The 23,808-nt window shown below is 54.9% G+C and carries 22 protein-coding genes; 13 read left to right on the top strand and 9 right to left on the bottom strand.

Annotated elements, in window-relative coordinates; genetic code table 11:
• Positions 1–321: 321 nt before the first annotated feature.
• The 3 genes from clpA to AL479_RS24065 form a co-directional block, all read right to left on the bottom strand.
• Positions 322–2,598 (bottom strand): ATP-dependent Clp protease ATP-binding subunit ClpA, encoded by a 2,277-nt coding sequence (gene clpA, locus AL479_RS17645; protein WP_061077003.1) that lies wholly within the window; start codon positions 2,596–2,598, stop codon positions 322–324.
• 30 nt (positions 2,599–2,628) lie between these two features.
• The gene (gene clpS, locus AL479_RS17640) at positions 2,629–2,949 is read right to left on the bottom strand and encodes an ATP-dependent Clp protease adapter ClpS (protein WP_042320277.1); all 321 of its coding nucleotides are present in this window, start codon (positions 2,947–2,949) and stop codon (positions 2,629–2,631) included.
• Between the two features lie 98 nt (positions 2,950–3,047).
• Positions 3,048–3,122: a hypothetical protein gene (locus tag AL479_RS24065; RefSeq protein WP_212807582.1), complete on the bottom strand. Its 75-nt coding sequence runs from the start codon at positions 3,120–3,122 to the stop codon at positions 3,048–3,050.
• A gap of 150 nt (positions 3,123–3,272) precedes the next feature.
• Between AL479_RS24065 and cspD the strand changes: the two genes are divergently transcribed.
• A complete protein-coding gene (gene cspD, locus AL479_RS17635; RefSeq protein ID WP_042284847.1) occupies positions 3,273–3,494 on the top strand; it encodes a cold shock-like protein CspD in 222 nt (73 codons plus the stop codon).
• Between the two features lie 75 nt (positions 3,495–3,569).
• Here the strand turns inward: cspD and macB are convergent, their stop codons facing one another.
• Together macB and macA are read right to left on the bottom strand one after the other, a co-directional pair.
• Entirely contained in the window at positions 3,570–5,516 is a 1,947-nt protein-coding gene (macB, locus tag AL479_RS17630; protein WP_061077002.1) for a macrolide ABC transporter ATP-binding protein/permease MacB, read from the bottom strand.
• Entirely contained in the window at positions 5,513–6,631 is a 1,119-nt protein-coding gene (gene macA, locus AL479_RS17625) for a macrolide transporter subunit MacA (RefSeq protein ID WP_061077001.1), read from the bottom strand. The genes macB and macA overlap by 4 nt, the downstream gene beginning before the upstream one ends.
• Before the next feature lie 145 nt (positions 6,632–6,776).
• Between macA and AL479_RS17620 the strand changes: the two genes are divergently transcribed.
• Positions 6,777–7,727 carry a VirK/YbjX family protein gene (locus AL479_RS17620; RefSeq protein ID WP_061078003.1) on the top strand — a complete coding sequence of 317 codons (951 nt, stop codon included), beginning with the start codon at positions 6,777–6,779 and terminating at the stop codon, positions 7,725–7,727.
• On the opposite strand, the gene AL479_RS17615 is transcribed toward AL479_RS17620, so the two are convergent.
• Entirely contained in the window at positions 7,724–9,382 is a 1,659-nt protein-coding gene (locus AL479_RS17615) for an ATP-dependent endonuclease (RefSeq protein ID WP_105291776.1), read from the bottom strand. The genes AL479_RS17620 and AL479_RS17615 overlap by 4 nt on opposite strands.
• Before the next feature lie 408 nt (positions 9,383–9,790).
• Here AL479_RS17615 and aqpZ point away from each other — a divergent pair, with 408 nt between their 5' ends.
• The 4 genes from aqpZ to hcr all read left to right on the top strand — a co-directional run bounded on the left by aqpZ (position 9,791) and on the right by hcr (position 14,319).
• On the top strand, positions 9,791–10,486 hold the full coding sequence (aqpZ, locus tag AL479_RS17610; protein WP_061078002.1) for an aquaporin Z: 696 nt from the start codon (positions 9,791–9,793) through the stop codon (positions 10,484–10,486).
• A gap of 157 nt (positions 10,487–10,643) precedes the next feature.
• Positions 10,644–11,543: a lysine exporter LysO family protein gene (locus tag AL479_RS17605; protein ID WP_061077000.1), complete on the top strand. Its 900-nt coding sequence runs from the start codon at positions 10,644–10,646 to the stop codon at positions 11,541–11,543.
• A 144-nt stretch (positions 11,544–11,687) separates the two neighbouring features.
• Positions 11,688–13,340, top strand: a complete 1,653-nt coding sequence (gene hcp, locus AL479_RS17600) for a hydroxylamine reductase (protein ID WP_061076999.1) — start codon at positions 11,688–11,690, stop codon at positions 13,338–13,340.
• A gap of 10 nt (positions 13,341–13,350) precedes the next feature.
• Positions 13,351–14,319 (top strand): NADH oxidoreductase, encoded by a 969-nt coding sequence (gene hcr / locus AL479_RS17595; RefSeq protein ID WP_061076998.1) that lies wholly within the window; start codon positions 13,351–13,353, stop codon positions 14,317–14,319.
• A 90-nt stretch (positions 14,320–14,409) separates the two neighbouring features.
• Here the strand turns inward: hcr and AL479_RS17590 are convergent, their stop codons facing one another.
• Complete coding sequence (locus AL479_RS17590) at positions 14,410–14,844, bottom strand: DoxX family protein (protein ID WP_061076997.1); 435 nt, start codon at positions 14,842–14,844, stop codon at positions 14,410–14,412.
• Positions 14,845–14,996: 152 nt separating this feature from the next.
• Here AL479_RS17590 and poxB point away from each other — a divergent pair, with 152 nt between their 5' ends.
• The 4 genes from poxB (at position 14,997) to AL479_RS17570 (ending at position 20,308) form a co-directional block, all read left to right on the top strand.
• On the top strand, positions 14,997–16,715 hold the full coding sequence (gene poxB / locus AL479_RS17585; RefSeq protein WP_061076996.1) for a ubiquinone-dependent pyruvate dehydrogenase: 1,719 nt from the start codon (positions 14,997–14,999) through the stop codon (positions 16,713–16,715).
• Positions 16,716–16,753: 38 nt separating this feature from the next.
• Positions 16,754–17,755 carry a low-specificity L-threonine aldolase gene (gene ltaE / locus AL479_RS17580; RefSeq protein ID WP_061076995.1) on the top strand — a complete coding sequence of 334 codons (1,002 nt, stop codon included), beginning with the start codon at positions 16,754–16,756 and terminating at the stop codon, positions 17,753–17,755.
• A gap of 10 nt (positions 17,756–17,765) precedes the next feature.
• Positions 17,766–19,202, top strand: a complete 1,437-nt coding sequence (locus AL479_RS17575; RefSeq protein WP_061076994.1) for an SDR family oxidoreductase — start codon at positions 17,766–17,768, stop codon at positions 19,200–19,202.
• Positions 19,203–19,294: 92 nt separating this feature from the next.
• A complete protein-coding gene (locus AL479_RS17570) occupies positions 19,295–20,308 on the top strand; it encodes an NAD-dependent epimerase/dehydratase family protein (RefSeq protein WP_061076993.1) in 1,014 nt (337 codons plus the stop codon).
• Here AL479_RS17570 and AL479_RS17565 read toward each other — a convergent pair.
• On the bottom strand, positions 20,305–21,135 hold the full coding sequence (locus AL479_RS17565; RefSeq protein ID WP_061076992.1) for an N-acetylmuramoyl-L-alanine amidase: 831 nt from the start codon (positions 21,133–21,135) through the stop codon (positions 20,305–20,307). The two genes, AL479_RS17570 and AL479_RS17565, sit on opposite strands and share 4 nt — an antisense overlap.
• On the bottom strand, positions 21,132–21,455 hold the full coding sequence (locus tag AL479_RS17560) for a heavy metal-binding domain-containing protein (RefSeq protein ID WP_042320310.1): 324 nt from the start codon (positions 21,453–21,455) through the stop codon (positions 21,132–21,134). Before AL479_RS17560 ends, AL479_RS17565 begins: the two co-directional genes overlap by 4 nt.
• A 128-nt stretch (positions 21,456–21,583) precedes the next feature.
• Between AL479_RS17560 and AL479_RS17555 the strand changes: the two genes are divergently transcribed.
• The 3 genes from AL479_RS17555 (at position 21,584) to artI (ending at position 23,805) form a co-directional block, all read left to right on the top strand.
• Positions 21,584–22,099, top strand: a complete 516-nt coding sequence (locus tag AL479_RS17555; protein ID WP_061076991.1) for a lipoprotein — start codon at positions 21,584–21,586, stop codon at positions 22,097–22,099.
• Positions 22,100–22,328: 229 nt separating this feature from the next.
• Entirely contained in the window at positions 22,329–23,057 is a 729-nt protein-coding gene (gene artP, locus AL479_RS17550) for an arginine ABC transporter ATP-binding protein ArtP (RefSeq protein ID WP_061076990.1), read from the top strand.
• A gap of 16 nt (positions 23,058–23,073) precedes the next feature.
• Positions 23,074–23,805 (top strand): arginine ABC transporter substrate-binding protein ArtI, encoded by a 732-nt coding sequence (gene artI / locus AL479_RS17545; RefSeq protein WP_043001227.1) that lies wholly within the window; start codon positions 23,074–23,076, stop codon positions 23,803–23,805.
• Positions 23,806–23,808: the final 3 nt, after the last annotated feature.

Here is a 23,808-nt window from a genome sequence, read left to right as displayed (position 1 = left end):
AAATACCGATTTATTCACCAACTTCTTTCCCATTCCTTATGAATTAAAGATGAGAATTTTCGTTAAATAGCGTGATAATGATTTCAAAATCATAACATTAGCAATGTGTGGAATAGCATTCTACAGAACAAGAATTAGTATTTATTGTTAAATAGTTATTAAATTAATATTTCATCACGTCTTTTACTGGCGAATAATAATCTGATATTAAAAAGAGAAGGTTTTGAGGACGTGAACAGAAGTTTGCTGACCTCAGACAATAAAAAACCGGGCACTGTGTGAACTGCGCCCGGTTTTTTTAGACAGCGAAGAAATCAGAGATTAATGCGCGGCTTCCGGTTTGTGCTTCTGTGCGCTCTGGAAGCCATAGGTCAGCTCATTTTTCTCTTTATCCAGCGCCACGGTCACCTGCCCACCATCGACCAGCGAACCAAACAGCAGCTCGTTTGCCAATGGTTTTTTCAGGTTATCCTGAATCACACGCGCCATTGGACGTGCGCCCATTGCCCGGTCGTAGCCTTTCTCTGCCAGCCAGTTACGCGCTTCCTGGCTGACTTCCAGAGAGACACCTTTCTGATCCAGCTGAACCTGCAGCTCGACGATGAACTTATCGACAACCTGGTGGATCACCTCAGTAGACAGGTGCTCGAACCAGATAATATTGTCGAGACGGTTACGGAATTCCGGCGTAAACACTTTCTTGATTTCGCTCATCGCGTCAGTGCTGTTGTCCTGATGAATCAGGCCAATCGATTTACGTTCCGTTTCACGGACGCCGGCGTTGGTTGTCATCACCAGCACCACGTTGCGGAAATCGGCTTTACGCCCGTTGTTATCCGTCAGCGTGCCGTTGTCCATCACCTGCAGCAGCAGGTTAAAGACATCCGGATGCGCTTTTTCGATTTCATCGAGCAGCAGTACCGCATGAGGATGCTTGATGACCGCATCCGTCAGCAGACCACCCTGATCGAAACCAACGTATCCCGGAGGCGCGCCAATCAGGCGGCTGACGGTATGACGTTCCATATACTCGGACATGTCAAAACGCAGCAGTTCGATTCCCAGCGCTTTGGAAAGCTGCACCGTCACCTCGGTTTTCCCGACCCCGGTCGGACCGGCAAACAGGAAGGAACCGACTGGCTTATGCTCGTGTCCCAGGCCCGCACGGCTCATCTTGATGGCTTCGGTCAGCGCCTCAATGGCTTTATCCTGCCCAAAGACCAGCATTTTCAGACGGTCGCCAAGGTTTTTCAGCGTATCACGATCGCTTTGCGACACGCTCTTCTCCGGGATACGCGCGATACGCGCCACCACGGACTCGATATCGGCCACGTTGACGGTTTTCTTACGCTTGCTGACCGGCATCAGGCGCGCACGCGCCCCCGCTTCATCGATCACGTCGATCGCTTTATCCGGCAGATGACGGTCGTTGATGTATTTCACCGCCAGCTCAACCGCTGCACGCACCGCTTTCGCGGTGTAACGGACGTCATGGTGCGCTTCATACTTCGGTTTCAGGCCATTGATGATCTGTACGGTCTCTTCTACCGACGGTTCAGTAATATCAATTTTCTGGAAGCGACGGGCTAACGCACGGTCTTTTTCGAAAATGTTGCTGAACTCCTGATAGGTCGTGGAGCCGATCACGCGGATCTTACCACCGGAAAGCAGTGGTTTAATCAGGTTTGCCGCATCCACCTGGCCGCCCGACGCCGCACCGGCTCCAATAATGGTGTGGATCTCGTCGATAAACAGGATGCTGTTGGTATCCTGCTCCAGCTGTTTCAGCAACGCTTTAAAGCGTTTTTCAAAGTCACCGCGGTATTTGGTGCCCGCCAGCAGCGAACCGATATCCAGCGAGTAAATGGTGCAATCGGCCATCACTTCCGGTACGTCGCCCTGCACGATACGCCAGGCCAGGCCTTCGGCTATCGCTGTCTTCCCGACGCCGGATTCCCCCACCAGCAGTGGGTTATTTTTACGTCGACGGCACAGTACCTGGATGGCGCGCTCCAGTTCTTTGTCACGACCGATCAGCGGGTCAATACCGCCAACCCGGGCAAGCTGGTTAAGGTTAGTCGTGAAGTTCTCCATACGTTCCTCCCCGCCAGCTTGCTCGTCGGTATTGGGCTGACTGCCAGGATCAGACGACTGACTCGGCTCATCTTTGCGCGTACCGTGAGAAATAAAGTTGACCACATCAAGACGGCTGACCTCATGCTTACGCAGCAGGTAAGCGGCCTGAGATTCCTGTTCGCTAAAGATGGCGACCAGCACGTTCGCACCGGTCACCTCACTGCGCCCGGAGGACTGAACGTGGAAGACCGCACGTTGCAGAACGCGCTGAAAGCTCAGCGTCGGCTGCGTGTCGCGTTCTTCTTCGCTGGCAGGCAGTACGGGTGTGGTTTGTTCAATGAAGGCTTCGAGTTCCTGACGGAGCGCCACGAGGTCCACGGAACACGCTTCCAGCGCTTCGCGGGCCGATGGGTTACTGAGCAGCGCCAGTAACAAGTGCTCGACGGTCATAAACTCATGACGGTGCTCGCGCGCTCTGGCGAAAGCCATGTTTAAACTGAGTTCCAGTTCTTGATTGAGCATAGGCACCTCCCCCAATTTTTATGCCTGCATTCAGGCTTTTTCCAGCGTACACAGCAACGGATGCTCGTTCTCCCTCGCATACGTGTTCACCATCGCCACTTTGGTCTCCGCGACCTCTGCGGTGAAAACGCCGCAGATGGCTTTACCGTGATAGTGAACCGCAAGCATCAGTTGCGTTGCACGTTCTACATCATAAGAAAAGAATTTTTGTAACACGTCAATAACAAACTCCATCGGAGTATAATCATCATTGACTAATATCACTTTATACATAGATGGCGGTTTTAGCGCGTCACGCACTTTATCAGCCGCCAGCTGGTCGAAATCCAGCCAGTCGTTCGTCTTACCCATTGTCAGTCGTCATCTTCAGTTACGGTTACCGGCAGAACAGTCTGCCGCTGACAAGAGCGGATGTGCACAATCAATCTACCTCAATTAATAGATAACTATCATCTATCACTGGCATCCGCGACATCTGTCACATTCCCGCCAATAGCGTTAACTGCTTCAAATTTTTGATTCATTTTTACCCACCGACCCCCGTCAGACGCTTGACGCCCCGCCTGATTTCTCTAAATTGTAATTTCGAGAGTTGGCGAGGTTTTGAACAACCCCCACTCCACCACCGGTTCATTCCATCTTACTTATATAAGATTTACGAAGGATGTCGAAGCATGGAAACGGGTACTGTTAAGTGGTTCAACAATGCCAAAGGGTTTGGGTTCATCTGCCCTGAAGGCGGCGGCGAAGATATTTTCGCTCACTATTCCACCATTCAGATGGATGGTTACAGAACGCTAAAAGCCGGACAGTCTGTCCAGTTTGATGTTCACCAGGGGCCAAAAGGCAATCACGCCAGTGTCATCGTGCCTATCGAAGCAGAAGCTGTTGCATAGCTCTTCTGTCTCATTGTGTACATCCCGCAGGTAAAATGCCAGCCCGATCGGCTGGCATTTTTATTTCCCGGGACGTTACTCTCGCGCTAACGCATCGACCGGATCCAGTCGCGCCGCGTTGCGCGCCGGTAACCAGCCGAACAGGACGCCGGTAAAGGTAGAGCACAAAAATGCCGTCAGCAGCGCGACCGGCGAGAAGCCAATCTCCCAACCGGGCAGGAACAGTTGCAGCGTGAAGGCGATCAGCATCGACAGGCTGATACCCAGCGCGCCGCCCACCAGACAAACCAGCACCGCTTCAATCAAAAACTGCTGCAGCACATCACTGGCGCGCGCGCCAACCGCCATCCGGATGCCGATCTCCCGCGTACGCTCTGTGACAGATACCAGCATAATGTTCATCACGCCGATCCCGCCAACCACCAGCGAAATTACCGCCACCAGCGTCAGGAATAACTGAAGAGTACGTGTGGTCTTTTCAGCGGTTTTCAAGACACCGTCCATATTCCAGGTAAAGAAATCCTTTTTGCCATGACGCAGCGTCAGCAGTCGGGTGAGTTGCTGTTCGGCCTGTGCGCTGTCGAAACCTTCCTTCACTCGTACGGTAATCGAGTTAAGCCACGACTGCCCCATAATGCGCCCGGACATTGTGCTGTAAGGCAACCAGACGCGCAGGATTTTGCTACTGCCAAACATCGACTGCTTCTCTTCCGCCACGCCGATGACCGTCGCGGGCATGTTGCCCACGAGGATCACCTCGCCCACCACGTTCGCCTTATGCGGAAACAACTGACGTCGGGTGTTGCTGTCGAGCACCACCACCTGCGCACGACCGTTGAGCTGTTCGCGGTTGAACGTTGTCCCTTCGCTGAAGGTCATGCCGTAAACGTTAAAATAGTCGCCGCTGACTCCGTTCGCGCTGGCGGCAACGTCGGTATTGCCATAACGCAAGCGCAGGTTCTGCGACACGGCGGGCGTCGCGGAGGTCACCCAGGGTTGTTTTTGGATCGCCGCAAGATCGTCGTATTTCAGCGCCTGCTGATACTGTGGATCGTCGTCGCCAAAATCTTTGCCGGGGTAGATATCAATGGTGTTGGTCCCGATGGCGCGGATATCCGCCAGCACCAGCTGTTTCGCTGCGTCGCCGACCACCACAATCGACACCACTGACGCGATGCCGATAATGATCCCGAGCATCGTCAGCAGCGTGCGCATTTTGTTGGCCGCCATCGCCAGCCACGCCATGGTCAGTGCTTCGCGAAACCCGCTGACAAACTGACTCCAGCCGGACGCCGTTTTCACCGTCGGTTCCTGAATGCCCTGCCCCTGCGCGGCACGCTTCGCGGGCGGATTACGCACAATTTCGCCGTCATGGATCTCAATCACCCGCTCTGCCTGAGCGGCAACCTGCGGATCGTGGGTGACGATAATGACCGTATGCCCGCGATCGCGCAGCTGGTGCAGAATAGCCATCACCTCTTCACCGGAACGGCTGTCGAGCGCACCGGTGGGTTCATCGGCGAGGATCACCTGTCCGCCGTTCATCAGCGCGCGAGCAATACTTACGCGCTGCTGCTGACCGCCGGAAAGCTGCGAGGGCTGATAATCGACGCGATCGCCCAGACCAAGCCGCTGGAGCAGCTCCTGCGCACGCGCCAGACGCTGTTTCCTTTCCGTACCGGCGTAAACGGCGGGGACTTCGACGTTTTGCGCCGCCGTCAGATGTGACAGCAAATGGTAGCGCTGGAAAATAAAGCCGAAATGCTCCCGACGCAGTTGCGCCAGCGCATCGCGGTCCAGCGTTGAGACATCGCGTCCCGCGACCCGGTAGGTGCCGCTGGTGGGTTTATCGAGGCACCCCAGAATGTTCATCAGCGTGGATTTGCCGGATCCAGACGCACCGACGATCGCGACCATCTCCCCGGCATTGATCTGTAGCGTGATGCCTTTCAGCACCTCCACCTCTTCTTCTCCGGAGGGATAACTGCGGCGAATATTGCTCAGTTCAAGCAATGCCGTCATTGCGCGACTCCCGGTTTACCCTCGCCCGTCACCACTTCATCACCGGCTTCCAGCCCTTTTACAATCTCCACGTCGGTGTCATTGCGCGCGCCAATGGACACTTCGCGTTCACGAGTTTCACCGTTACGCAGCAGGGTTACCTTATAGCGATTGTCCCCGACCGGGTCACCCAGCGCGGAAAGCGGGATCGTCAGAACGTTTTTCACATCCGTTAGCTGAATATGGACCTGCGCGGTCATCTCCAGCCGCAGAATGCCTTTGGGGTTGGGCACTTCAAATCGGGCGTAATAGAAAATGGCATCATTCACTTTTTCCGGCGTCGGCAGCACATCTTTCAGCGTCCCTTCGTAACGGGTTTGCGGATCGCCCAGTACGGTGAACCAGGCCTTCTGCCCCGGTTTAAGGTGAATAACATCGGCTTCAGAGACCTGCGCTTTTACCAGCATCGTACTCATGTCCGCCAGTGTCAGAATGTTCGGCGCCTGCTGCGCGGCAATCACCGTCTGCCCTTGTAGGGTGGTTATCTGCGTGACTTCACCGGCCATCGGCGCGACGATGCGGGTGTAGTCGAGGTTGGTCTTCGCGGTATCCAGAGATGCCTGATTGCGTTTGATCTGCGCATCGATGGTGCCGATTTGCGCCTGCTTCACCGCCATCTCCGTTGCGGCGGTGTCCAGATCCTGTTGCGACACGGCCTGGGTTTTTGCCAGCTGTTGCTGACGGGAGAGCGTCACCCGCGCCAGCTTCCACTCGGCTTCAGCCTGCTGGCGTTGAGCGCGAAGCTCCATCAGCGTCGCTTCCACCTCTTTGATCTGGTTTTCCGCCTGTTCAGGGTCGATAACGCCCAGCAGCTGGTCTTTCTTCACCTTATCGCCAATCGCCACCGACAGCGTTTTGAGCTGACCACTCACCTGCGCGCCGACATCCACTTTTCGCAATGCGTCGAGTTTGCCGGTTGCCAGTACGCTTTGCTGCAAATCTCCCGGACGCACAATCAGCGTCTGATAATTTGGCACCGGCGCATTAAGCGTCCGCCAAAGGGCAAATGCCCCCAGGATGAGAATGAAAATAAGCAACAGATAGCGCTTTTTAATTTTATTTCCCTTAATACCCATAGCGATCCTGATGGTAAGTTTTCAGCTGAAATTCAACAGTATCTAAACAAACCGCAAGCGAAAAGGATAGCGCTCGCGGCATTGATGATTGGTTAAGATTCAGCGTGTTTCAATTTTCGCAATCATCGCATTGCGGATTATGATCATGTCACAGATTACTGATAATACCTTTTACACTTCAGACGTTGCGTCTCCTTTACAATTATTTATGCGCCTGGCGCGAGGTCAATTACTGCCGGGTAAATTCTGGCGGAAGGCCAGCTTTCGCCGTAAGTTTTTAATTCGCTCGTTGTTGATGCCAATGGCTACCCGTCAGTTGCTGGAAAATCTGACCCAATGGCCTGAGCTGAATACGCTGCTGGCCCGACAACCCCGGTTGCCAATTCGTCTGCACCGCCCGTATATGGCCGTGAATATTAAGCGCGATACCGCGCTGACCGCGCTCTGTAGCCATTATGATCTGCTGCGTCAGTTATTCAGCCGCGAACAACTGGCCCGTTATTTAAGCCAGAACGGCCTCAACCTGGCAAAATTCGAGGCCAAAGACGGCGCGTCATTCCAGCTTGATTTAGTCAGTCTGGTCTCACTGGATAAAGAAGGTGAAAGTACCGTCGTGATCCGCGACGAGCAGGTGCGTATTCTGGCAGAAATTACCTTCACATTCTGCACGTTAAACGGAAAACGCACCCTGTTTATTGGCGGCTTGCAGGGCGCGGCGAATGATGTTCCACATGAGGTCATTCAGCAGGCCACCAAAGCCTGTTACGGCTTGTTCCCCAAAAGAGTGGTAATGGAAGCGCTGTGTCAGTTCGCTCAGATCGCCAGGGCGGAACAGATTCTGGCAGTCAGCAACGCGGTGCATGTTTATCGCAGCTGGCGCTATATGGACAAAAAAACGCAAATGCATGCCGACTACGACGCCTTCTGGGCGTCCCTGGGCGGTGAAAAAACGCAAGGAGATTACTTCTCGCTGCCGCTGACCATTGCGCGGAAAAGCGAGGCGGATATCGCCAGCAAAAAACGGGCTGAATACCGCCGCCGCTACGCGCTGCTCGACAGCGTCGTCACGCAGGTTCCGCAGTGTTTACAGGATTAGTCCGCTCTGCCGCGCGCCAGCCACAGCACCCGGGAGAACATTTTTCTCAGCAGCGTCGGCACCGCGTCCACACCTCGCCGCCCGGCTTCCATCGCCACTTCGATGGCTAAGTCGGGCTTCGATGAGCGATGGATCGCCTTCGAAATGATTTTACGCATATTCATTGGCACATTTTCCGGGATTTGCGCCACCCGGTGAAAAACATCGGCAAAACCCTGCCGGTACATAAAGTGTTCCATATCCAGCGCAGGCAGCGTGGTCAGGTGTTCGCGCTCCTCTTCCCGGTCATTATTCAGCAGGCTTCGCACCGTGGCGGCATATTTTTTCCCGGCTTCATCACCATCCACCAGCACGTGCCACTCAATGCCCATCCGCCGGGCGAATTTTACCAGCGGTTTAAGACCGGACTGCGCGAATTCGATCACCTTAATCCCTTCGGCATCAAAGTGATGACCGCACTGACGGGCCAGTTCGTTGATCACCCAGGTTTCTGTTTCCCCTTCCACCAGCAGCCAGCAGCGGGCAAACAACGAAGAAGCACGGTTAAAGCGAATGTGGAAGGCAATGCGTCGACCATCCTCTGCGCTCAGACCACCCGGTCCCAGACGCCAGGCCGCCACGCGCGAGGATTCACGCACCAGACGACAGACATGTTCCACCGGGGTCAGCGAGAGCAACTCCCCCGAGTTGGTAGTGGTGATGCGCTGAAGCGGTAGCAGATTCAGCAACTGCCATGCCACTGACAGCATGATGGGATGCAGGCGCGTTTCCGGATCTTCCACCAACAGCAGTGGTCTGGCGTCTTTATGCAGCCTGACGGTGCCCTTCGCCTGCAACAGCGTGGAGAACAGCCCCAGCAGAATCACCCGGTGAGTACGTCCCCCCGGTTTGTCGATCATCCGGTTGATAATATCGAGATAGCGCCAGCTTCGCTGTTCGTTGGCGGAGCGTCGGCGCATTAAGCGGTGGCGGGACTGCGAAGTGCCCTGCTCGGTAAAATAGTGCTCAAGCAGTTGCACCATCGCCGAAAGCCCCTGACGGATCTGTCCGTCGGTGAGATTCTGCGGGCGCATCGCCAGTTCGCGGGCGAGAAAATCCAGTTGACGGGCGGTGACTTCGACATCGTCAACCTCCGGCACCGTGCCGTTACGAATACGGCGCATAAACCGCGCATCGCGTAAACGCAGCACCGGCATCAGGCGCACCAGATGCCGCGCCTGTTCGTTGATATCGTCAACCGCCAGCGGATGCCCGTCGCCGTCAAGAAAACTGCGCAGCGTCATCACGCTGCCGTCCTCACCGCATTCGCCTTCAAGGCGATAAAAGATACGCTGAAAACCATCGTGACATGGCGTCCAGCACGCCTCCAGCGCCCGGTAGCGGCGAACCCGATAGCGTCCAGGTTGAGATTCACGAAACGTCAGTACGATATGCAGATGATGTTCGCGGCCTTTCATATCGCCAGGAGGAAACCAGAAATCATCGCGGTCAAAATGATACAGCTCAGATTCGGGTGACAGCAGCAGTGTTAACGCATCCAGTAAACTTGATTTACCCCAGGCGTTCTCACCAATCAGGACGTTATTCTGCTCGAGCATCAACGACAGTCGATTGATACCGCGAAATCCCACTATCTCAACGCGTTCGAGAATCATGTATCCTCCAGAAAATCTTCACTTTCCCTTTACTCTCCCCGCAGTATAACCACAAAACCCGACGCGAGACGTGACAAGGATATTATTACGCAGGCTAACTGTGTGAATAGTGAGCAATTCATTTTCTCCGGTAATCAGATATAGCAAAAAGACAATTTACATGACGTGAATAAATCAGAATTTGTAAATCCTCTTTCATATGAACATGCGCTACACTTTGACTAAGACAAATCGAAGCAAGGAATGACGCCGCATTGCCCTAAATCAAACTAACGGGTTTTATTTGACTAGAGAACGGATGACGATCGTTTTTAAAATAGCGAGCTATTTATTTGTCGTCATTCAGGCAGACAATAAATATTCATTACCACAATCATTTTGTGGTTATTTTTTTACATTGAGGTGGATATGTTGAGAAAATTAGCAGCCGAATGTTTTGGTACATTCTGGCTTGTTTTTGGTGGCTGCGGCAGTGCCGTACTGGCAGCAGCGTTTCCGGAATTAGGTATTGGTTTTTTGGGTGTCGCGCTGGCCTTCGGTCTGACCGTATTAACCATGGCCTTTGCCGTTGGCCATATTTCCGGCGGACATTTTAACCCGGCGGTGACATTAGGCTTATGGGCTGGCGGTCGTTTCCCGGCAAAAGAGGTTATTGGCTACATTATTGCCCAGGTAGTAGGCGGTATTATTGCAGCGGCAGTCCTGTATTTAATTGCCAGCGGTAAAGCCGGTTTTGACGCAACCGCCAGCGGCTTCGCCTCCAACGGTTACGGCGATCACTCTCCGGGCGGCTACTCTATGCTGTCCGCGATTGTTATCGAAATCGTGTTGACTGCCGGCTTCTTGCTGGTGATTCATGGCGCAACGGACAAACACGCACCGGCAGGTTTTGCGCCGATCGCGATCGGTCTGGCGTTAACCCTGATCCACTTGATCAGCATTCCGGTGACCAATACGTCTGTGAACCCGGCGCGGAGCACCGCGGTCGCTATCTTCCAGGGCGGTTGGGCGTTAGAACAGCTGTGGTTGTTCTGGGTGATGCCAATTATTGGCGGTATTCTCGGCGGTCTTATTTACCGTACGTTGCTCGAAAAACGCGATTAATGTCAGAACGCCCGACGGCGCATACCCGTCGGGTCAAACGCGCTTCAGCCGGATAAGGTATCGTCCTTTTCCGGCTTTTATTTTGCATCTTTACTGAACCCGCGTTATTGGGTAGTGTCATGGCGCTGTCTCGCTAATTCAAAGGACCCGGCTGTTCATGTTTTCAGGACTTCTCATCATTCTGCTTCCGCTGATAGCGGGTTATCTCATTCCGCTTCGACACACCGCGGCATTAAAACTGATCAATCGACTATTGAGCTGGATGGTTTATCTGATTCTCTTTTTTATGGGGATCAGTCTGGCCTTTCTGGATAATCTGGCGAGCAACCTGCTGGCGATATTTCACTATTCCGCCGTTAGCATTACCGTTATTTTGCTGTGTAATATTGCCGCATTACTGTGGCTGGAACGCGCATTACCCTGGCGACATAATCACCAACAAGAGAAACTGCCCTCCCGTATCGCGATGGCGCTTGAATCACTGAAGCTGTGCGGCGTGGTAGTGGTCGGCTTTTTGCTGGGGTTGAGCGCGCTGCCCATTTTGCAGCACGCCACAGAAGCAAGCGAATATACGCTGATCCTGCTGCTGCTGTTGGTCGGCATCCAGTTACGCAACAGCGGAATGACGTTAAAGCAGATTGTCCTGAACCGGCGTGGCATGATTGTGGCGGTCGTGGTCGTCGCCAGCTCCATGATTGGCGGCCTGATTAACGCGTTGATTCTCGGTCTGCCAGTGAAAACCGCGCTGGCGATGGCGTCAGGTTTTGGCTGGTACTCCCTTTCTGGTATTTTGCTGACCGAATCGTACGGTCCGGTGATCGGCAGCGCCGCGTTCTTTAACGATCTGGCGCGCGAACTGCTCGCGATTATGCTGATTCCAGGTCTGGTGCGTCGCAGTCGTTCTACCGCGCTGGGGCTGTGTGGCGCCACGTCAATGGACTTTACCCTGCCGGTTTTACAGCGTACCGGTGGCCTGGAGATGGTTCCGGCGGCGATTGTTCACGGCTTTATCCTCAGTTTGCTGGTACCCATTTTGATGGCTTTTTTCTCCGCTTAACTCCCTCTTTGGCGGTAGGCCTCTGCCGCCAAAATTGCGCTAAATCAATCTCCCTGTAAGTTGTATCAGAAATCCCTTTTATCCCTCTGCGCACAGGCATAATCTTAAACATGTATATTAAATATAACTTTAAAAGGTGTGACCATGTTTTGTGTGCAATGTGAACAAACCATCCGAACTCCGGCAGGAAACGGCTGCTCTTACGCGCAGGGTATGTGCGGTAAAACGGCTGAAACCTCTGATCTGCAGGACCTGCTGATTGCCTCCCTACAAGGTCTGTCTGCATGGGCGGCTAAAGCTCGTGAATATGGCATCATTAATCATGACGTTGATAACTTTGCCCCGCGTGCTTTCTTCTCCACGCTGACCAACGTTAACTTCGACTCTCCACGTATCGTCGGCTATGCTCGCGACGCTATCGCGATGCGTGAAGCGCTAAAGGCCCAGTGCCTGAGCGTTGACGCCAATGCGCACTGCGACAACCCTATGGCTGACCTGCAACTGGTTAGCGACGATCTGGGCGACCTGCAACGCCAGGCTGCCGAATTTACCCCGAACAAAGACAAAGCCGCGATTGGCGAGAACATTCTCGGCCTGCGTCTGCTGTGCCTGTATGGTCTGAAAGGTGCGGCGGCTTATATGGAGCACGCGCACGTTCTCGGTCAGTACGACAACGATATCTATGCGCAGTACCATAAAATCATGGCGTGGCTGGGTACCTGGCCTTCCGATATGAACGCTCTGCTGGAGTGCTCAATGGAAATCGGCCAGATGAACTTCAAAGTGATGAGCATTCTGGATGCCGGTGAAACCACCAAATACGGCCACCCGACGCCGACCCAGGTTAACGTTAAAGCGACCGAAGGGAAGTGCATCCTGATCTCAGGTCATGACCTGAAAGATCTGTATAACCTGCTGGAACAAACCGAAGGCACTGGCGTTAACGTCTACACCCACGGTGAAATGCTGCCAGCGCACGGCTATCCTGAACTGCGTAAATTCAAGCATCTGATTGGTAACTACGGTAGCGGCTGGCAGAACCAGCAGGTCGAATTCGCCCGCTTCCCTGGCCCTATCGTGATGACCTCTAACTGCATCATCGACCCGACCGTTGGCAGCTACGACGATCGTATCTGGACCCGCAGCATCGTCGGTTGGCCAGGTGTGAGCCACCTGGAAGGCGACGATTTCGGTCCGGTTATCGCGCAGGCGCAGCAAATGGCAGGCTTCCCGTACAGTGAAATTCCGCACCTGATCACCGTCGGTTTCGGTCGTCAGACCCTGCTGGGCGCGGCGGACACCCTGATCGATCTGGTGAGCCGTGAAAAACTGCGTCACATCTTCCTGGTCGGCGGCTGTGACGGCGCGCGCGGTGAACGTAACTACTTCACCGATTTCGCCACCAGCGTCCCGGATGACTGCCTGATCCTGACTCTGGCCTGCGGTAAATATCGCTTCAACAAGCTGGAATTCGGCGATATCGAAGGCCTGCCGCGTCTGGTTGATGCCGGTCAGTGTAACGATGCGTACTCCGCGATCATTCTGGCAGTGACGCTGGCTGAGAAACTGGGCTGTGGCGTGAACGACCTGCCGCTGTCTCTGGTGCTCTCCTGGTTCGAGCAGAAAGCAATCGTGATTCTGCTGACCCTGCTGTCTCTCGGTGTGAAAAACATCGTCACTGGCCCGACGGCGCCTGGCTTCTTCACGCCGGATCTGCTGGCGGTACTCAACGAGAAATTTGGTCTGCGTTCCGTGACCACCGTTGAAGAAGACATGAAGCAGTTGCTGAGCGCGTAAGGAGTAAAGAATGACAATGCCAACTCATCAGTGCCCATGGCGGATGCAGGTTCATCACATCCATCAGGAAACGCCGGATGTATGGACAATTTCGTTGTTGTGCCACGACTATTATCCGTATCGCGCCGGGCAGTATGCACTGATCAGCGTGCGTAATTCTGCGGAAACACTGCGCGCTTACACGCTCTCTTCAACGCCGGGGGTCAGCGAATACATTACGCTGACCGTTCGCCGGATTGACGACGGTGCGGGCTCACAGTGGTTAACCCGCGACGTGAAGCGCGGCGACTACCTCTGGCTGTCCGATGCGATGGGCGATTTCACCTGCGAAGATAAAGCCGATGATAAGTTCCTGATGCTGGCAGCTGGCTGTGGCGTTACGCCGATCATGTCGATGCGCCGCTGGTTGGCGAAGTACCGTCCACATGCTGACGTGCAGGTGATCTTCAACGTGCGCTCGCCGCAGGATGTCATTTTTGCCGAAGAGTGGCGTCAGTATCCGGTCACGCTGGTGGCGGAAAACAACGCCACCGCCGGTTTTGCCGCCGGTCGCCTGACCACGGAACTGTTGCAACAGGTACCGGATCTGGCCTCCCGCACGGTGATGACCTGTGGCCCGGCGCCGTATATGGATCTGGTCGAGCAGGAAGTGAAAGCGCTGGGCGTAACGCGCTTCTTTAAAGAACAGTTCTTCACCCCGGTAGCGGAAGCGGCAACCAGCGGTCTGAAATTTACGAAGCTACAGCCGGCGAAAGAATTTTACGCGCCGGTCGGTACGACGCTGCTGGATGCGCTGGAGAGCAACAAGGTGCCCGTCACCGTTGCCTGCCGCGCGGGCGTCTGCGGTTGCTGTAAAACCAAAGTGGTTTCCGGCGACTATACGGTCAGCAGCACGATGACGCTGACCGATGCCGAAATCGCCGACGGCTACGTGCTAGCCTGTTCCTGCCATCCGCAGGGCGACTTAGTACTCGCCTGATAGCAGATTGCCGGATGGCGCTGCGCTTATCAGGCCTACGAGAGCAATTGTAGGCCGGATAAGGCGTTTACGCCGCCATCCGGCAATTCCTCACCGCCAGGCTGAATTGCCAGCGACCGAAAACCGTCCTGCACCGAGAAACGCCACCGCCAGCGCGCCGATAAAGAAATAGACCAGGCTTTCAATTGCCCATGCCCCGGTTTTATCCAGCGCCCAGGTTTCATTCATCCCGACCATCAGCCACGCCACAATCATGGTGAACGCCAGCACCAGCGCCGCCGGACGCGTCAGGATCCCGAGAATAATAAGGCAAGGCGCTATCACTTCCCCCACCAGCACGCCGTACGCAATAAAGCCCGGCAGCCCTTTGGCAATCAGCATTCCGCTGATGCCATCAATCCCGGCAAACAGCTTATGCAGCCCGTGGAACAGCATCAATCCCCCAACCGCCAGGCGTAATAAAAACTTGCCAAAATCCTCGTGCGTCAGCATCCGATTCACTGTATTTAACAATGTTGTAAGCATCTGAATTTACCCCTGGTTCACTCTGATTTTTTTCACGCTACGCGTTATCCCCCCTGAAAGGAAGCTGCTGAAAATAAGGGGGTGCCACGCAGCGTAATCAGTATCTTCATCTAAACTTGTAACCGGTATCACAATTAAGGAGATGGAAAACCATGAAACAAACGGTTGCCGCTTTTATTGCTAAAACACTGGAACAGGCAGGGGTGAAACGTATCTGGGGCGTGACGGGCGATTCGCTGAACGGCCTGAGCGACAGCCTCAATCGCATGGGAACGATTGAGTGGATGTCGACCCGTCATGAAGAGGTTGCCGCGTTTGCGGCGGGTGCGGAGGCGCAGTTGACCGGCGAACTGGCGGTTTGCGCAGGGTCTTGTGGACCCGGTAACCTGCATCTGATTAACGGTCTGTTTGATTGTCACCGTAACCACGTCCCGGTGCTGGCCATCGCCGCCCATATTCCTTCCAGCGAAATTGGCAGCGGATATTTCCAGGAGACGCACCCACAGGAGCTGTTTCGCGAATGCAGCCACTATTGCGAGCTCGTTTCCAGCCCGGAACAGATCCCCCAGGTCCTGGCGATTGCCATGCGAAAAGCGGTGCTCAATCGCGGCGTCTCGGTGGTGGTATTACCGGGCGATGTGGCGTTAAAACCGGCGCCAGAAAGCGCCAGCAGCCACTGGTATCACGCGCCCTTACCGATCGTCACGCCCGCGGAAGAAGAGTTAAGAAAGCTGGCCCAACTGTTACGCTACTCCAGCAATATCGCCCTGATGTGCGGCAGCGGCTGCGCGGGTGCGCATAAAGAACTGGTCGAGTTCGCCGCCAAAATTAAAGCCCCCATTGTTCACGCCCTGCGCGGCAAAGAGCATGTCGAATATGACAACCCATACGATGTGGGGATGACCGGACTGATCGGCTTCTCATCCGGCTTCCATACCATGATGAATGCCGATACGCTGGTGCTCCTCGGTACGCAGTTCCCCTACCGCGCGTTCTACCCAACTGACGCCAAAATTATTCAGATTGATATCAACCCCGGCAGCATCGGCGCGCACAGTAAGGTCGATATGGCGCTGATCGGTGATATCAAAGCCACGCTGACGGCGCTGCTGCCACTGGTGGAAGAAAAGACCGAGCGTAAATTCCTCGACAAGGCGTTGAGCGATTATCGCGATGCGCGTAAGGGCCTCGACGATCTCGCCAAACCCAGCGAAAAGGCGATTCACCCGCAGTACCTGGCGCAGCAAATCAGCCACTTTGCCGCCGATGACGCCATCTTTACCTGCGACGTCGGTACGCCGACGGTGTGGGCCGCCCGCTACCTTAAAATGAACGGCAAGCGCCGTCTGTTAGGCTCGTTTAACCACGGTTCGATGGCTAACGCCATGCCGCAGGCGCTGGGCGCACAGGCCACCGCGCCGGGACGTCAGGTCATTGCCATGTGCGGCGACGGCGGATTCAGTATGCTGATGGGGGATTTCCTGTCGGTGGTCCAGATGAAGCTCCCGGTCAAAATCGTGGTCTTTAATAACAGCGTGCTGGGTTTTGTGGCGATGGAGATGAAGGCCGGTGGTTATCTCACCGACGGCACGGAGTTGCACGACACTAACTTTGCACGCATTGCCGAAGCGTGCGGCATCACCGGTATTCGGGTGGAAAAAGCCGCTGACGTCGATGAAGCGCTACAGCGCGCCCTGTCAATCGACGGCCCGGTGCTGGTGGATGTGGTTGTCGCGAAAGAAGAACTGGCCATTCCGCCACAGATCAAACTGGAGCAGGCCAAAGGCTTCAGCCTGTATATGCTACGCGCCATCATCAGCGGTCGCGGCGATGAGGTGATCGAACTGGCAAAAACCAACTGGCTCAGGTAAAACAATGCACATCGCCTTTCAAACAATAGGGATGTGCAATGATCGATCTACGCAGTGATACCGTCACCCGTCCGGGTCGCGCCATGCTTGAAGAAATGATGGCCGCCCCGGTCGGGGACGACGTGTACGGGGATGACCCCACCGTTAACGCTCTCCAACAATACGCCGCTGACCTTTCAGGTAAAGAAGCGGCGTTATTTTTACCCACCGGCACCCAGGCCAACCTCGTGGCGCTACTTAGCCACTGCGAGCGCGGCGAAGAGTATATCGCCGGTCAGGGGGCACATAACTATCTGTATGAAGCCGGCGGCGCGGCGGTGCTCGGCAGCATTCAGCCGCAACCGATTGACGCCGCGGCCGACGGTACGCTGCCGCTGGATAAAGTCGCCGCCAAAATAAAGGCGGATGACATTCACTTTGCCCGTACCCGCCTGCTAAGCCTGGAAAATACCCACAACGGCAAAGTGCTGCCGCGCGAGTATCTGAAAGAGGCATGGGAATTCACCCGTGAGCGCGGTCTGGCGCTGCATGTTGATGGCGCGCGTATTTTTAACGCCGTCGTGGCCTACGGTTGTGAACTCAAAGAGATCGTGCAGTATTGCGACTCCTTTACCATCTGCCTGTCCAAAGGGCTGGGGACGCCGGTCGGATCGCTACTGGTCGGCAGCCGCGATTACATCAAGCGCGCTACCCGCTGGCGCAAAATGACCGGCGGCGGCATGCGTCAGGCCGGTATCCTGGCGGCAGCCGGACTGTATGCCCTGAAAAATAACGTTGCGCGCCTGCAGGACGATCACGACAACGCGGCCTGGCTGGCAGAGCAGCTACGGGAAGCCGGGGCGGACGTGATGCGTCACGACACCAATATGCTGTTTGTCCGCGTCGGAGAAGCCAACGCCGCAGCCCTGGGTGAGCACATGAAAGCACAGGGCGTGCTGATCAACGCATCGCCGGTTGTCCGTCTGGTGACCCATCTGGATGTTTCGCGGGAACAGCTTGCTGATGTCGTCGCTCACTGGCGCGCGTTCCTGAATCGTTAAGGAGAGAGATGTGCCGCAACGCATAGTAGTTCTTGGCGCCAGTGGTTACATTGGTCAGCATCTGGTGCAGGCGCTCAGCCAGCAAGGACATCAGGTACTGGCGGCGGCACGTCGCATTGAACGACTGGAAAAACAGCAGTTGCCCAACGTCAGTTGTCATAAGGTCGATCTGAACTGGCCGACGCAGCTTGCGTCTCTGCTGACGAATGTTGATACCGTCTACTATCTGGTACACGGTATGGGAGAAGGCGGCGATTTCATCGCCCACGAACGTCAGGTCGCGCTTAACGTGCGTGATGCCCTGCGTGAAACGCCGGTCGGGCAGCTGATTTTTCTCAGCTCCTTGCAGGCACCGGAACACGAGCAGTCCGACCACCTGCGGGCGCGGCAGATCACCGCCGATACCCTGCGTGAGTCTGGCGTGCCGGTAACGGAACTGCGCGCCGGGATCATCGTCGGAGCCGGCTCCGCCGCTTTTGAAGTGATGCGCGACATGGTCTACAACCTGCCGGTGCTGACCCCGCCACGCTGGGTGCGTTCACGTACCACGCCCATCGCGCTGGAAAACCTGCTGCATTATCTGGTGGCCCTGCTGGATCACCCGTCTCGTGAGCATCGGATCTTTGAGGCCGCCGGGCCACAGGTGCTTAGCTACCAGCAGCAGTTCGAACATTTCATGACGGTGAGCGGCAAGCATCGCTGGCTTATCCCCATCCCCTTTCCCACCAGTTGGATTTCCGTCTGGTTTCTGAATGTCATCACCTCGGTGCCGCCTACCACCGCGAAAGCGTTGATACAGGGCCTCAGACACGATCTGCTGGCCGATGACAGCGAACTGCGGGCATTGATACCCCAAAAGCTTATCGCCTTTGACGATGCCGTACGCAGCACGCTGAAGGAAGAGGAGAAACTGGTGAACTCCAGCGACTGGGGCTACGACGCGCAGGCGTTTGCCCGCTGGCGACCGGAATACGGTTTTTTCGCCAAACAGGCCGGGTTTACCGTAAAGACATCCGCCAGTTTGCCGGCATTGTGGCGGGTCGTGAACCGTCTCGGCGGCAAAGAGGGCTATTTCTTTGGCAATGCATTGTGGAAGATCCGCGCCGCACTGGATCTGCTGGTCGGCCATCGGCTGGCAAAAGGTCGCCCTGAACACGACCTGCTTCAACCGGGCGATACCGTAGACAGCTGGAAAGTGATTATCGTCGAGCCGGAAAAACAGCTCACGCTGCTGTTTGGCATGAAAGCGCCAGGACTGGGACGGCTGAGCTTTACTCTTGACGATAAGGGCGATCATCGCGAGATTGACGTGCGCGCCTGGTGGCACCCGCATGGCATGCCCGGGCTTTTCTACTGGCTGCTGATGATCCCGGCGCACCTGTTTATTTTCCGGGGAATGGCAAAAAAAATAGCCAGACTTGCAGAACAAATCACAGATAAATCGTAAAAACTTACTGTATTGTTTCACGTTTCCCATTGCATACCGACGTAATTCACGGAAGAATGCGCACGACGTTTTATTAAACACAGTGGACTGATATGAAGGTACTGGTTACCGGCGCAACCAGCGGCTTAGGACGAAACGCGGTTGAGTTTTTGCGCAACAAAGGCATCAGCGTCAGAGCGACCGGTCGCAACGAAGCGATGGGTAAACTGCTCGAAAAAATGGGCGCGGAGTTTGTGCATGCGGATTTGACCGAGCTGGTCTCTTCGCAGGCGAAGGTTATGCTTGCGGGCATCGATACGCTGTGGCACTGCTCAAGTTTCACCTCACCCTGGGGAACTCAGGAAGCCTTTGATCTGGCAAACGTTCGTGCGACCCGCCGTCTTGGCGAATGGGCCGTCGCATGGGGCGTGCGTAACTTTGTTCATATCTCCTCTCCATCGCTTTATTTCGATTATCACCATCATCGCGATATCAAAGAAGATTTTCGCCCGCACCGCTTTGCCAACGAATTTGCCCGCAGCAAAGCTGCCGGGGAAGAGGTCATCAGCCTGCTGGCCCAGGCGAATCCACAGACCCGGTTTACGGTGCTGCGCCCACAGAGCCTGTTTGGCCCACACGACAAAGTGTTTATCCCCCGTCTGGCACACATGATGCACCATTACGGCAGCGTGCTGTTGCCGCACGGCGGCAGTGCGATGGTCGATATGACCTACTATGAGAACGCAATCCACGCGATGTGGCTGGCGAGCCAGGAACTGTGCGACAGCCTGCCGTCCGGTCGGGTGTACAACATCACTAACGGCGAACCCAGATCCCTGCGCAGTATCGTGCAAAAGCTAATTGATGAACTGAATATTCACTGTCGGATCCGCTCTGTGCCCTATCCGATGCTGGATATGATTGCCCGTAGCCTGGAGCACTTTGGCAATAAGTCTGCCAAAGAACCGGCGTTAACCCACTACGGGGTGTCGAAGCTGAATTTCGATTTTACGCTGGATATCAGCCGCGCCGAAGCGGAACTGGGGTATAAGCCAGTGGTGACGCTGGATGAAGGCATTGTGCAAACGGCCGCGTGGCTGCGCGACCACGGAAAACTGCATCGCTAACCTTGCCCATACTTTTCCAGTAACGCCTCAGCAATCGCCTGCGTTTCAGCATCGGCAACGCCATTCCACAACGTCGGGCGGAAGTGCATCTGAAACGCCATCACGACGCGCTGCTGTTCACGCGCGGTCATTTCAGGCTTCACCTCATAACCATAACGCGACAACAGATCCAGCAGTGACGCCATCTCAACGGGCGCGTGCGGCGCCCGTCCAGCGAGGTAGAAATTTACCCGCTGCGCATCAGGCCAGGCGCCAATACCCTGCTCTGCCAGCGCTCGCCAGGGAAACAGCGGACCGGGATCGTCTTTTCGCTGCGGAGCGATATCCGCATGCGCGACCACGTTCTGTGGCTTGATGTCATAACGGGCGATGATGTCTTTCGCCAGCGGTATCAGCGCCTGAATCTGCGCAGGCTCAAACGGGGCAAAATATTTATCACCCGCCGATTTTTGCCAGCCGCGATTTTCCAGCTCAATGCCAATCGAGGTGTCGTTGATGCGCGTCGCGCCGCGCCAGAAGCTGATACCGGCATGCCACGCCAGATCCTGTTCCGGCACCAGTTGCCAGATACGCGGTTTACCGCGATGCAACGGCGGCACGGACGGGATCAGATAATGCGAGCTGACGTTTTTATCCGTCAGCGTCGCCAGCGAGCTATCGAAATCATCCGCCGTATAGTGGATCACCAACACTTTAATGCGCGGATATGCCGCCTGCGCCTGATGACGGGTATCAAGCTGATAACCATCTTTATCAACGATCCCTTTTTCGCCTGCGCATCCCGCAAGGAATAACGCAAAGGCCGCCAGCCATAACCCCTTTCTCATCGACGCGTTTTCACCGCCGTCCCGCTCACGCTGACCATCAGCATGCTGCTGTCTTTGCCGACCGTTTCATAATCGATATCAATGCCAACCACCGCGTCAGCACCCAGCGCTTTCGCCTGCTCGCCCAGCTCCGCGAAGGCAATTTCACGCGCTTTGCGTAACTCTTTTTCATAAGCGCCTGAACGACCGCCGACGATATCGCGGATACCGGCAAAAAAGTCCCGGAAAATATTCGCGCCCAGGATGGCTTCGCCGGTGACCACACCGCAGTATTCCACGATGCTTTGTCCTTCAAGTGTGGGGGTTGTCGAAAATTGCATGATGTCTCTCCTGGTTACATTCAGCACATTATCAGCGCCATACACTATCATTGAAAGGATATAATTGATTATCGTAGATGACTGTTATCTTAGAAGACTCATGGCAGAACGCTTATAAGGAAATCACTATGCGCTATTCGAAACTCTCCCTGCTTATCCCTTGCGCGCTGCTGCTCAGCGCCTGCACCACCGTCACGCCAGCCTATAAAGACAACGGGCCGCGTACGGGGACCTGTGTGGATGGCGGCCCGGACAGTGTGGCTCAACAATTCTATGACTATCGTATCCAGCACCGCAGTAATGATATCACCGCCCTGCGCCCTTACCTGAGCGACAACCTGGCGAAACTGCTGTCGGATGCCAGTCGTGACAGTGCGCATCGTCAACTGATGAGCAGCGATCCGTTCTCCAGCCGCGCAACGCCACCGGACAGCGCCAGCATCGCCAGCGCCTCGACCATTCCGAATAGTGATGCACGCAACATCCCGCTACGCGTTGCGCTGAAACAGGGCGATCAGAACTGGCAGGATGAAGTGCTGATGATCCGTGAAGGACAGTGCTGGGTCATTGATGATGTGCGCTATCTCGGCGGCAGCGTGCATGCCCCGGCCGGGACGCTTCGTCAGTCGGTTGAAAACCGTTAATCTCTCCGCTTAAACGCGCTAAAAATCGTAACCCCCGTAAATTGTCTGGCATTCTGCATGGAATGCCGACAATTGTTCTTACCGGCCTTCTCCCTCGCTATTTTGTGCTATGTTTAAGGGGAAATGCGCGCTATATTTAACTTTTAAAGCATAAATATTGCATAACTATTCTGTCAAAGGTACTATCTGCGGCTTCAATAGCTATCAGACGGCCAGTATACGAGTATCAATGAGTATTCAATTAAACGGCATTAACTGCTTCTACGGCGCGCATCAGGCGCTGTTCGATATCACGCTGGATTGCCCGCAGGGTGAAACACTGGTGTTACTGGGCCCAAGCGGGGCCGGTAAAAGCTCACTGCTGCGGGTACTCAATCTGCTTGAGATGCCGCGTTCCGGTACGCTCAACATTGCGGGAAATCACTTCGATTTCCGCAAAACGCCGTCAGATAAAGCGATTCGCGAGCTGCGCCAGAACGTCGGAATGGTCTTTCAGCAATACAATCTGTGGCCGCACCTCACCGTGCAACAAAACCTGATTGAAGCACCCTGCCGCGTGCTGGGTTTATCGAAAGATCAGGCGTTAGCCCGTGCAGAAAAACTGTTGGATCGCCTGCGTCTGAAACCTTACAGCGATCGTTATCCGCTGCATCTTTCCGGCGGTCAGCAACAGCGTGTCGCCATTGCCCGCGCGCTGATGATGGAACCGCAGGTGTTGCTGTTTGATGAACCTACCGCCGCGCTGGATCCGGAAATTACCGCGCAAATCGTCAGCATCATTCGTGAACTGGCGGAAACCAATATTACACAAGTGATCGTGACGCACGAAGTGGAAGTGGCGCGTAAAACCGCCAGCCGCGTCGTGTATATGGAAAACGGTCATATCGTCGAGCAGGGTAATGCGAGTTGCTTTGCCGACCCGCAGACCGAAGCATTTAAAAACTATCTCTCTCACTAAGATTCGGGACAACACAATGAAAAAAGTTCTGATTGCCGCGCTTATCGCAGGCTTTAGCCTTTCCGCTACAGCAGCCCAGACCATTCGTTTTGCGACCGAAGCGTCCTATCCTCCGTTTGAATCCATGGACGCTAATAACAAGATTGTCGGCTTTGATGTTGATCTGGCCAATGCGCTGTGTAAAGAGATCGACGCGACCTGTACCTTTACCAACCAGGCGTTCGACAGCCTGATCCCGAGCTTGAAATTCCGTCGTTTCGACGCGGTGATGGCCGGGATGGATATCACGCCTGAGCGTGAAAAACAGGTGCTGTTCACCACCCCTTACTATGACAACTCCGCGCTGTTCATTGGTCAGCAAGGTAAATTCACCGGCGTTGATCAGTTGAAAGGCAAGAAAGTGGGCGTGCAGAATGGCACCACTCACCAGAAATTCATCATGGATAAACACCCGGAAATCACTACCGTTCCGTATGACAGCTACCAGAATGCGAAACTGGATCTGCAAAACGGCCGTATTGATAGCGTGTTTGGTGATACCGCGGTGGTCACCGAGTGGCTGAAAGACAATCCGAAGCTGGCGCCGGTTGGCGATAAAGTGACGGATAAAGATTACTTCGGCACTGGCCTCGGCATCGCCGTACGCCAGGGCAACGAGGAACTGCAGCAGAAATTCAACACTGCGCTGGAAAAAGTGAAGAAAGATGGGACTTACGAGACCATCTATAACAAATGGTTCCAGAAGTAAGCC

Source organism: Citrobacter amalonaticus, from assembly GCF_001559075.2.
GTDB lineage: Bacteria > Pseudomonadota > Gammaproteobacteria > Enterobacterales > Enterobacteriaceae > Citrobacter_A > Citrobacter_A amalonaticus_F.
This window is presented reverse-complemented; position numbering and strand designations above follow the sequence as displayed.

Excerpts from the sequence above, each read along its gene's own strand:
- macA (WP_061077001.1), bottom strand. The coding sequence starts at position 6,631 with ATGGGTATTAAGGGAAATAAAATTAAAAAGCGCTATCTGTTGCTTATT.
- aqpZ (WP_061078002.1), top strand. The coding sequence starts at position 9,791 with ATGTTGAGAAAATTAGCAGCCGAATGTTTTGGTACATTCTGGCTTGTT.
- AL479_RS17570 (WP_061076993.1), top strand. The coding sequence starts at position 19,295 with ATGAAGGTACTGGTTACCGGCGCAACCAGCGGCTTAGGACGAAACGCG.
- artI (WP_043001227.1), top strand. The coding sequence starts at position 23,074 with ATGAAAAAAGTTCTGATTGCCGCGCTTATCGCAGGCTTTAGCCTTTCC.
- clpS (WP_042320277.1), bottom strand. The coding sequence starts at position 2,949 with ATGGGTAAGACGAACGACTGGCTGGATTTCGACCAGCTGGCGGCTGAT.
- hcr (WP_061076998.1), top strand. The coding sequence starts at position 13,351 with ATGACAATGCCAACTCATCAGTGCCCATGGCGGATGCAGGTTCATCAC.
- macB (WP_061077002.1), bottom strand. The coding sequence starts at position 5,516 with ATGACGGCATTGCTTGAACTGAGCAATATTCGCCGCAGTTATCCCTCC.
- poxB (WP_061076996.1), top strand. The coding sequence starts at position 14,997 with ATGAAACAAACGGTTGCCGCTTTTATTGCTAAAACACTGGAACAGGCA.
- hcp (WP_061076999.1), top strand. The coding sequence starts at position 11,688 with ATGTTTTGTGTGCAATGTGAACAAACCATCCGAACTCCGGCAGGAAAC.
- AL479_RS17565 (WP_061076992.1), bottom strand. The coding sequence starts at position 21,135 with ATGAGAAAGGGGTTATGGCTGGCGGCCTTTGCGTTATTCCTTGCGGGA.
- clpA (WP_061077003.1), bottom strand. The coding sequence starts at position 2,598 with ATGCTCAATCAAGAACTGGAACTCAGTTTAAACATGGCTTTCGCCAGA.
- ltaE (WP_061076995.1), top strand. The coding sequence starts at position 16,754 with ATGATCGATCTACGCAGTGATACCGTCACCCGTCCGGGTCGCGCCATG.
- AL479_RS17615 (WP_105291776.1), bottom strand. The coding sequence starts at position 9,382 with ATGATTCTCGAACGCGTTGAGATAGTGGGATTTCGCGGTATCAATCGA.
- artP (WP_061076990.1), top strand. The coding sequence starts at position 22,329 with ATGAGTATTCAATTAAACGGCATTAACTGCTTCTACGGCGCGCATCAG.
- AL479_RS17555 (WP_061076991.1), top strand. The coding sequence starts at position 21,584 with ATGCGCTATTCGAAACTCTCCCTGCTTATCCCTTGCGCGCTGCTGCTC.
- AL479_RS17605 (WP_061077000.1), top strand. The coding sequence starts at position 10,644 with ATGTTTTCAGGACTTCTCATCATTCTGCTTCCGCTGATAGCGGGTTAT.
- cspD (WP_042284847.1), top strand. The coding sequence starts at position 3,273 with ATGGAAACGGGTACTGTTAAGTGGTTCAACAATGCCAAAGGGTTTGGG.
- AL479_RS17560 (WP_042320310.1), bottom strand. The coding sequence starts at position 21,455 with ATGCAATTTTCGACAACCCCCACACTTGAAGGACAAAGCATCGTGGAA.
- AL479_RS17620 (WP_061078003.1), top strand. The coding sequence starts at position 6,777 with ATGTCACAGATTACTGATAATACCTTTTACACTTCAGACGTTGCGTCT.
- AL479_RS17590 (WP_061076997.1), bottom strand. The coding sequence starts at position 14,844 with ATGCTTACAACATTGTTAAATACAGTGAATCGGATGCTGACGCACGAG.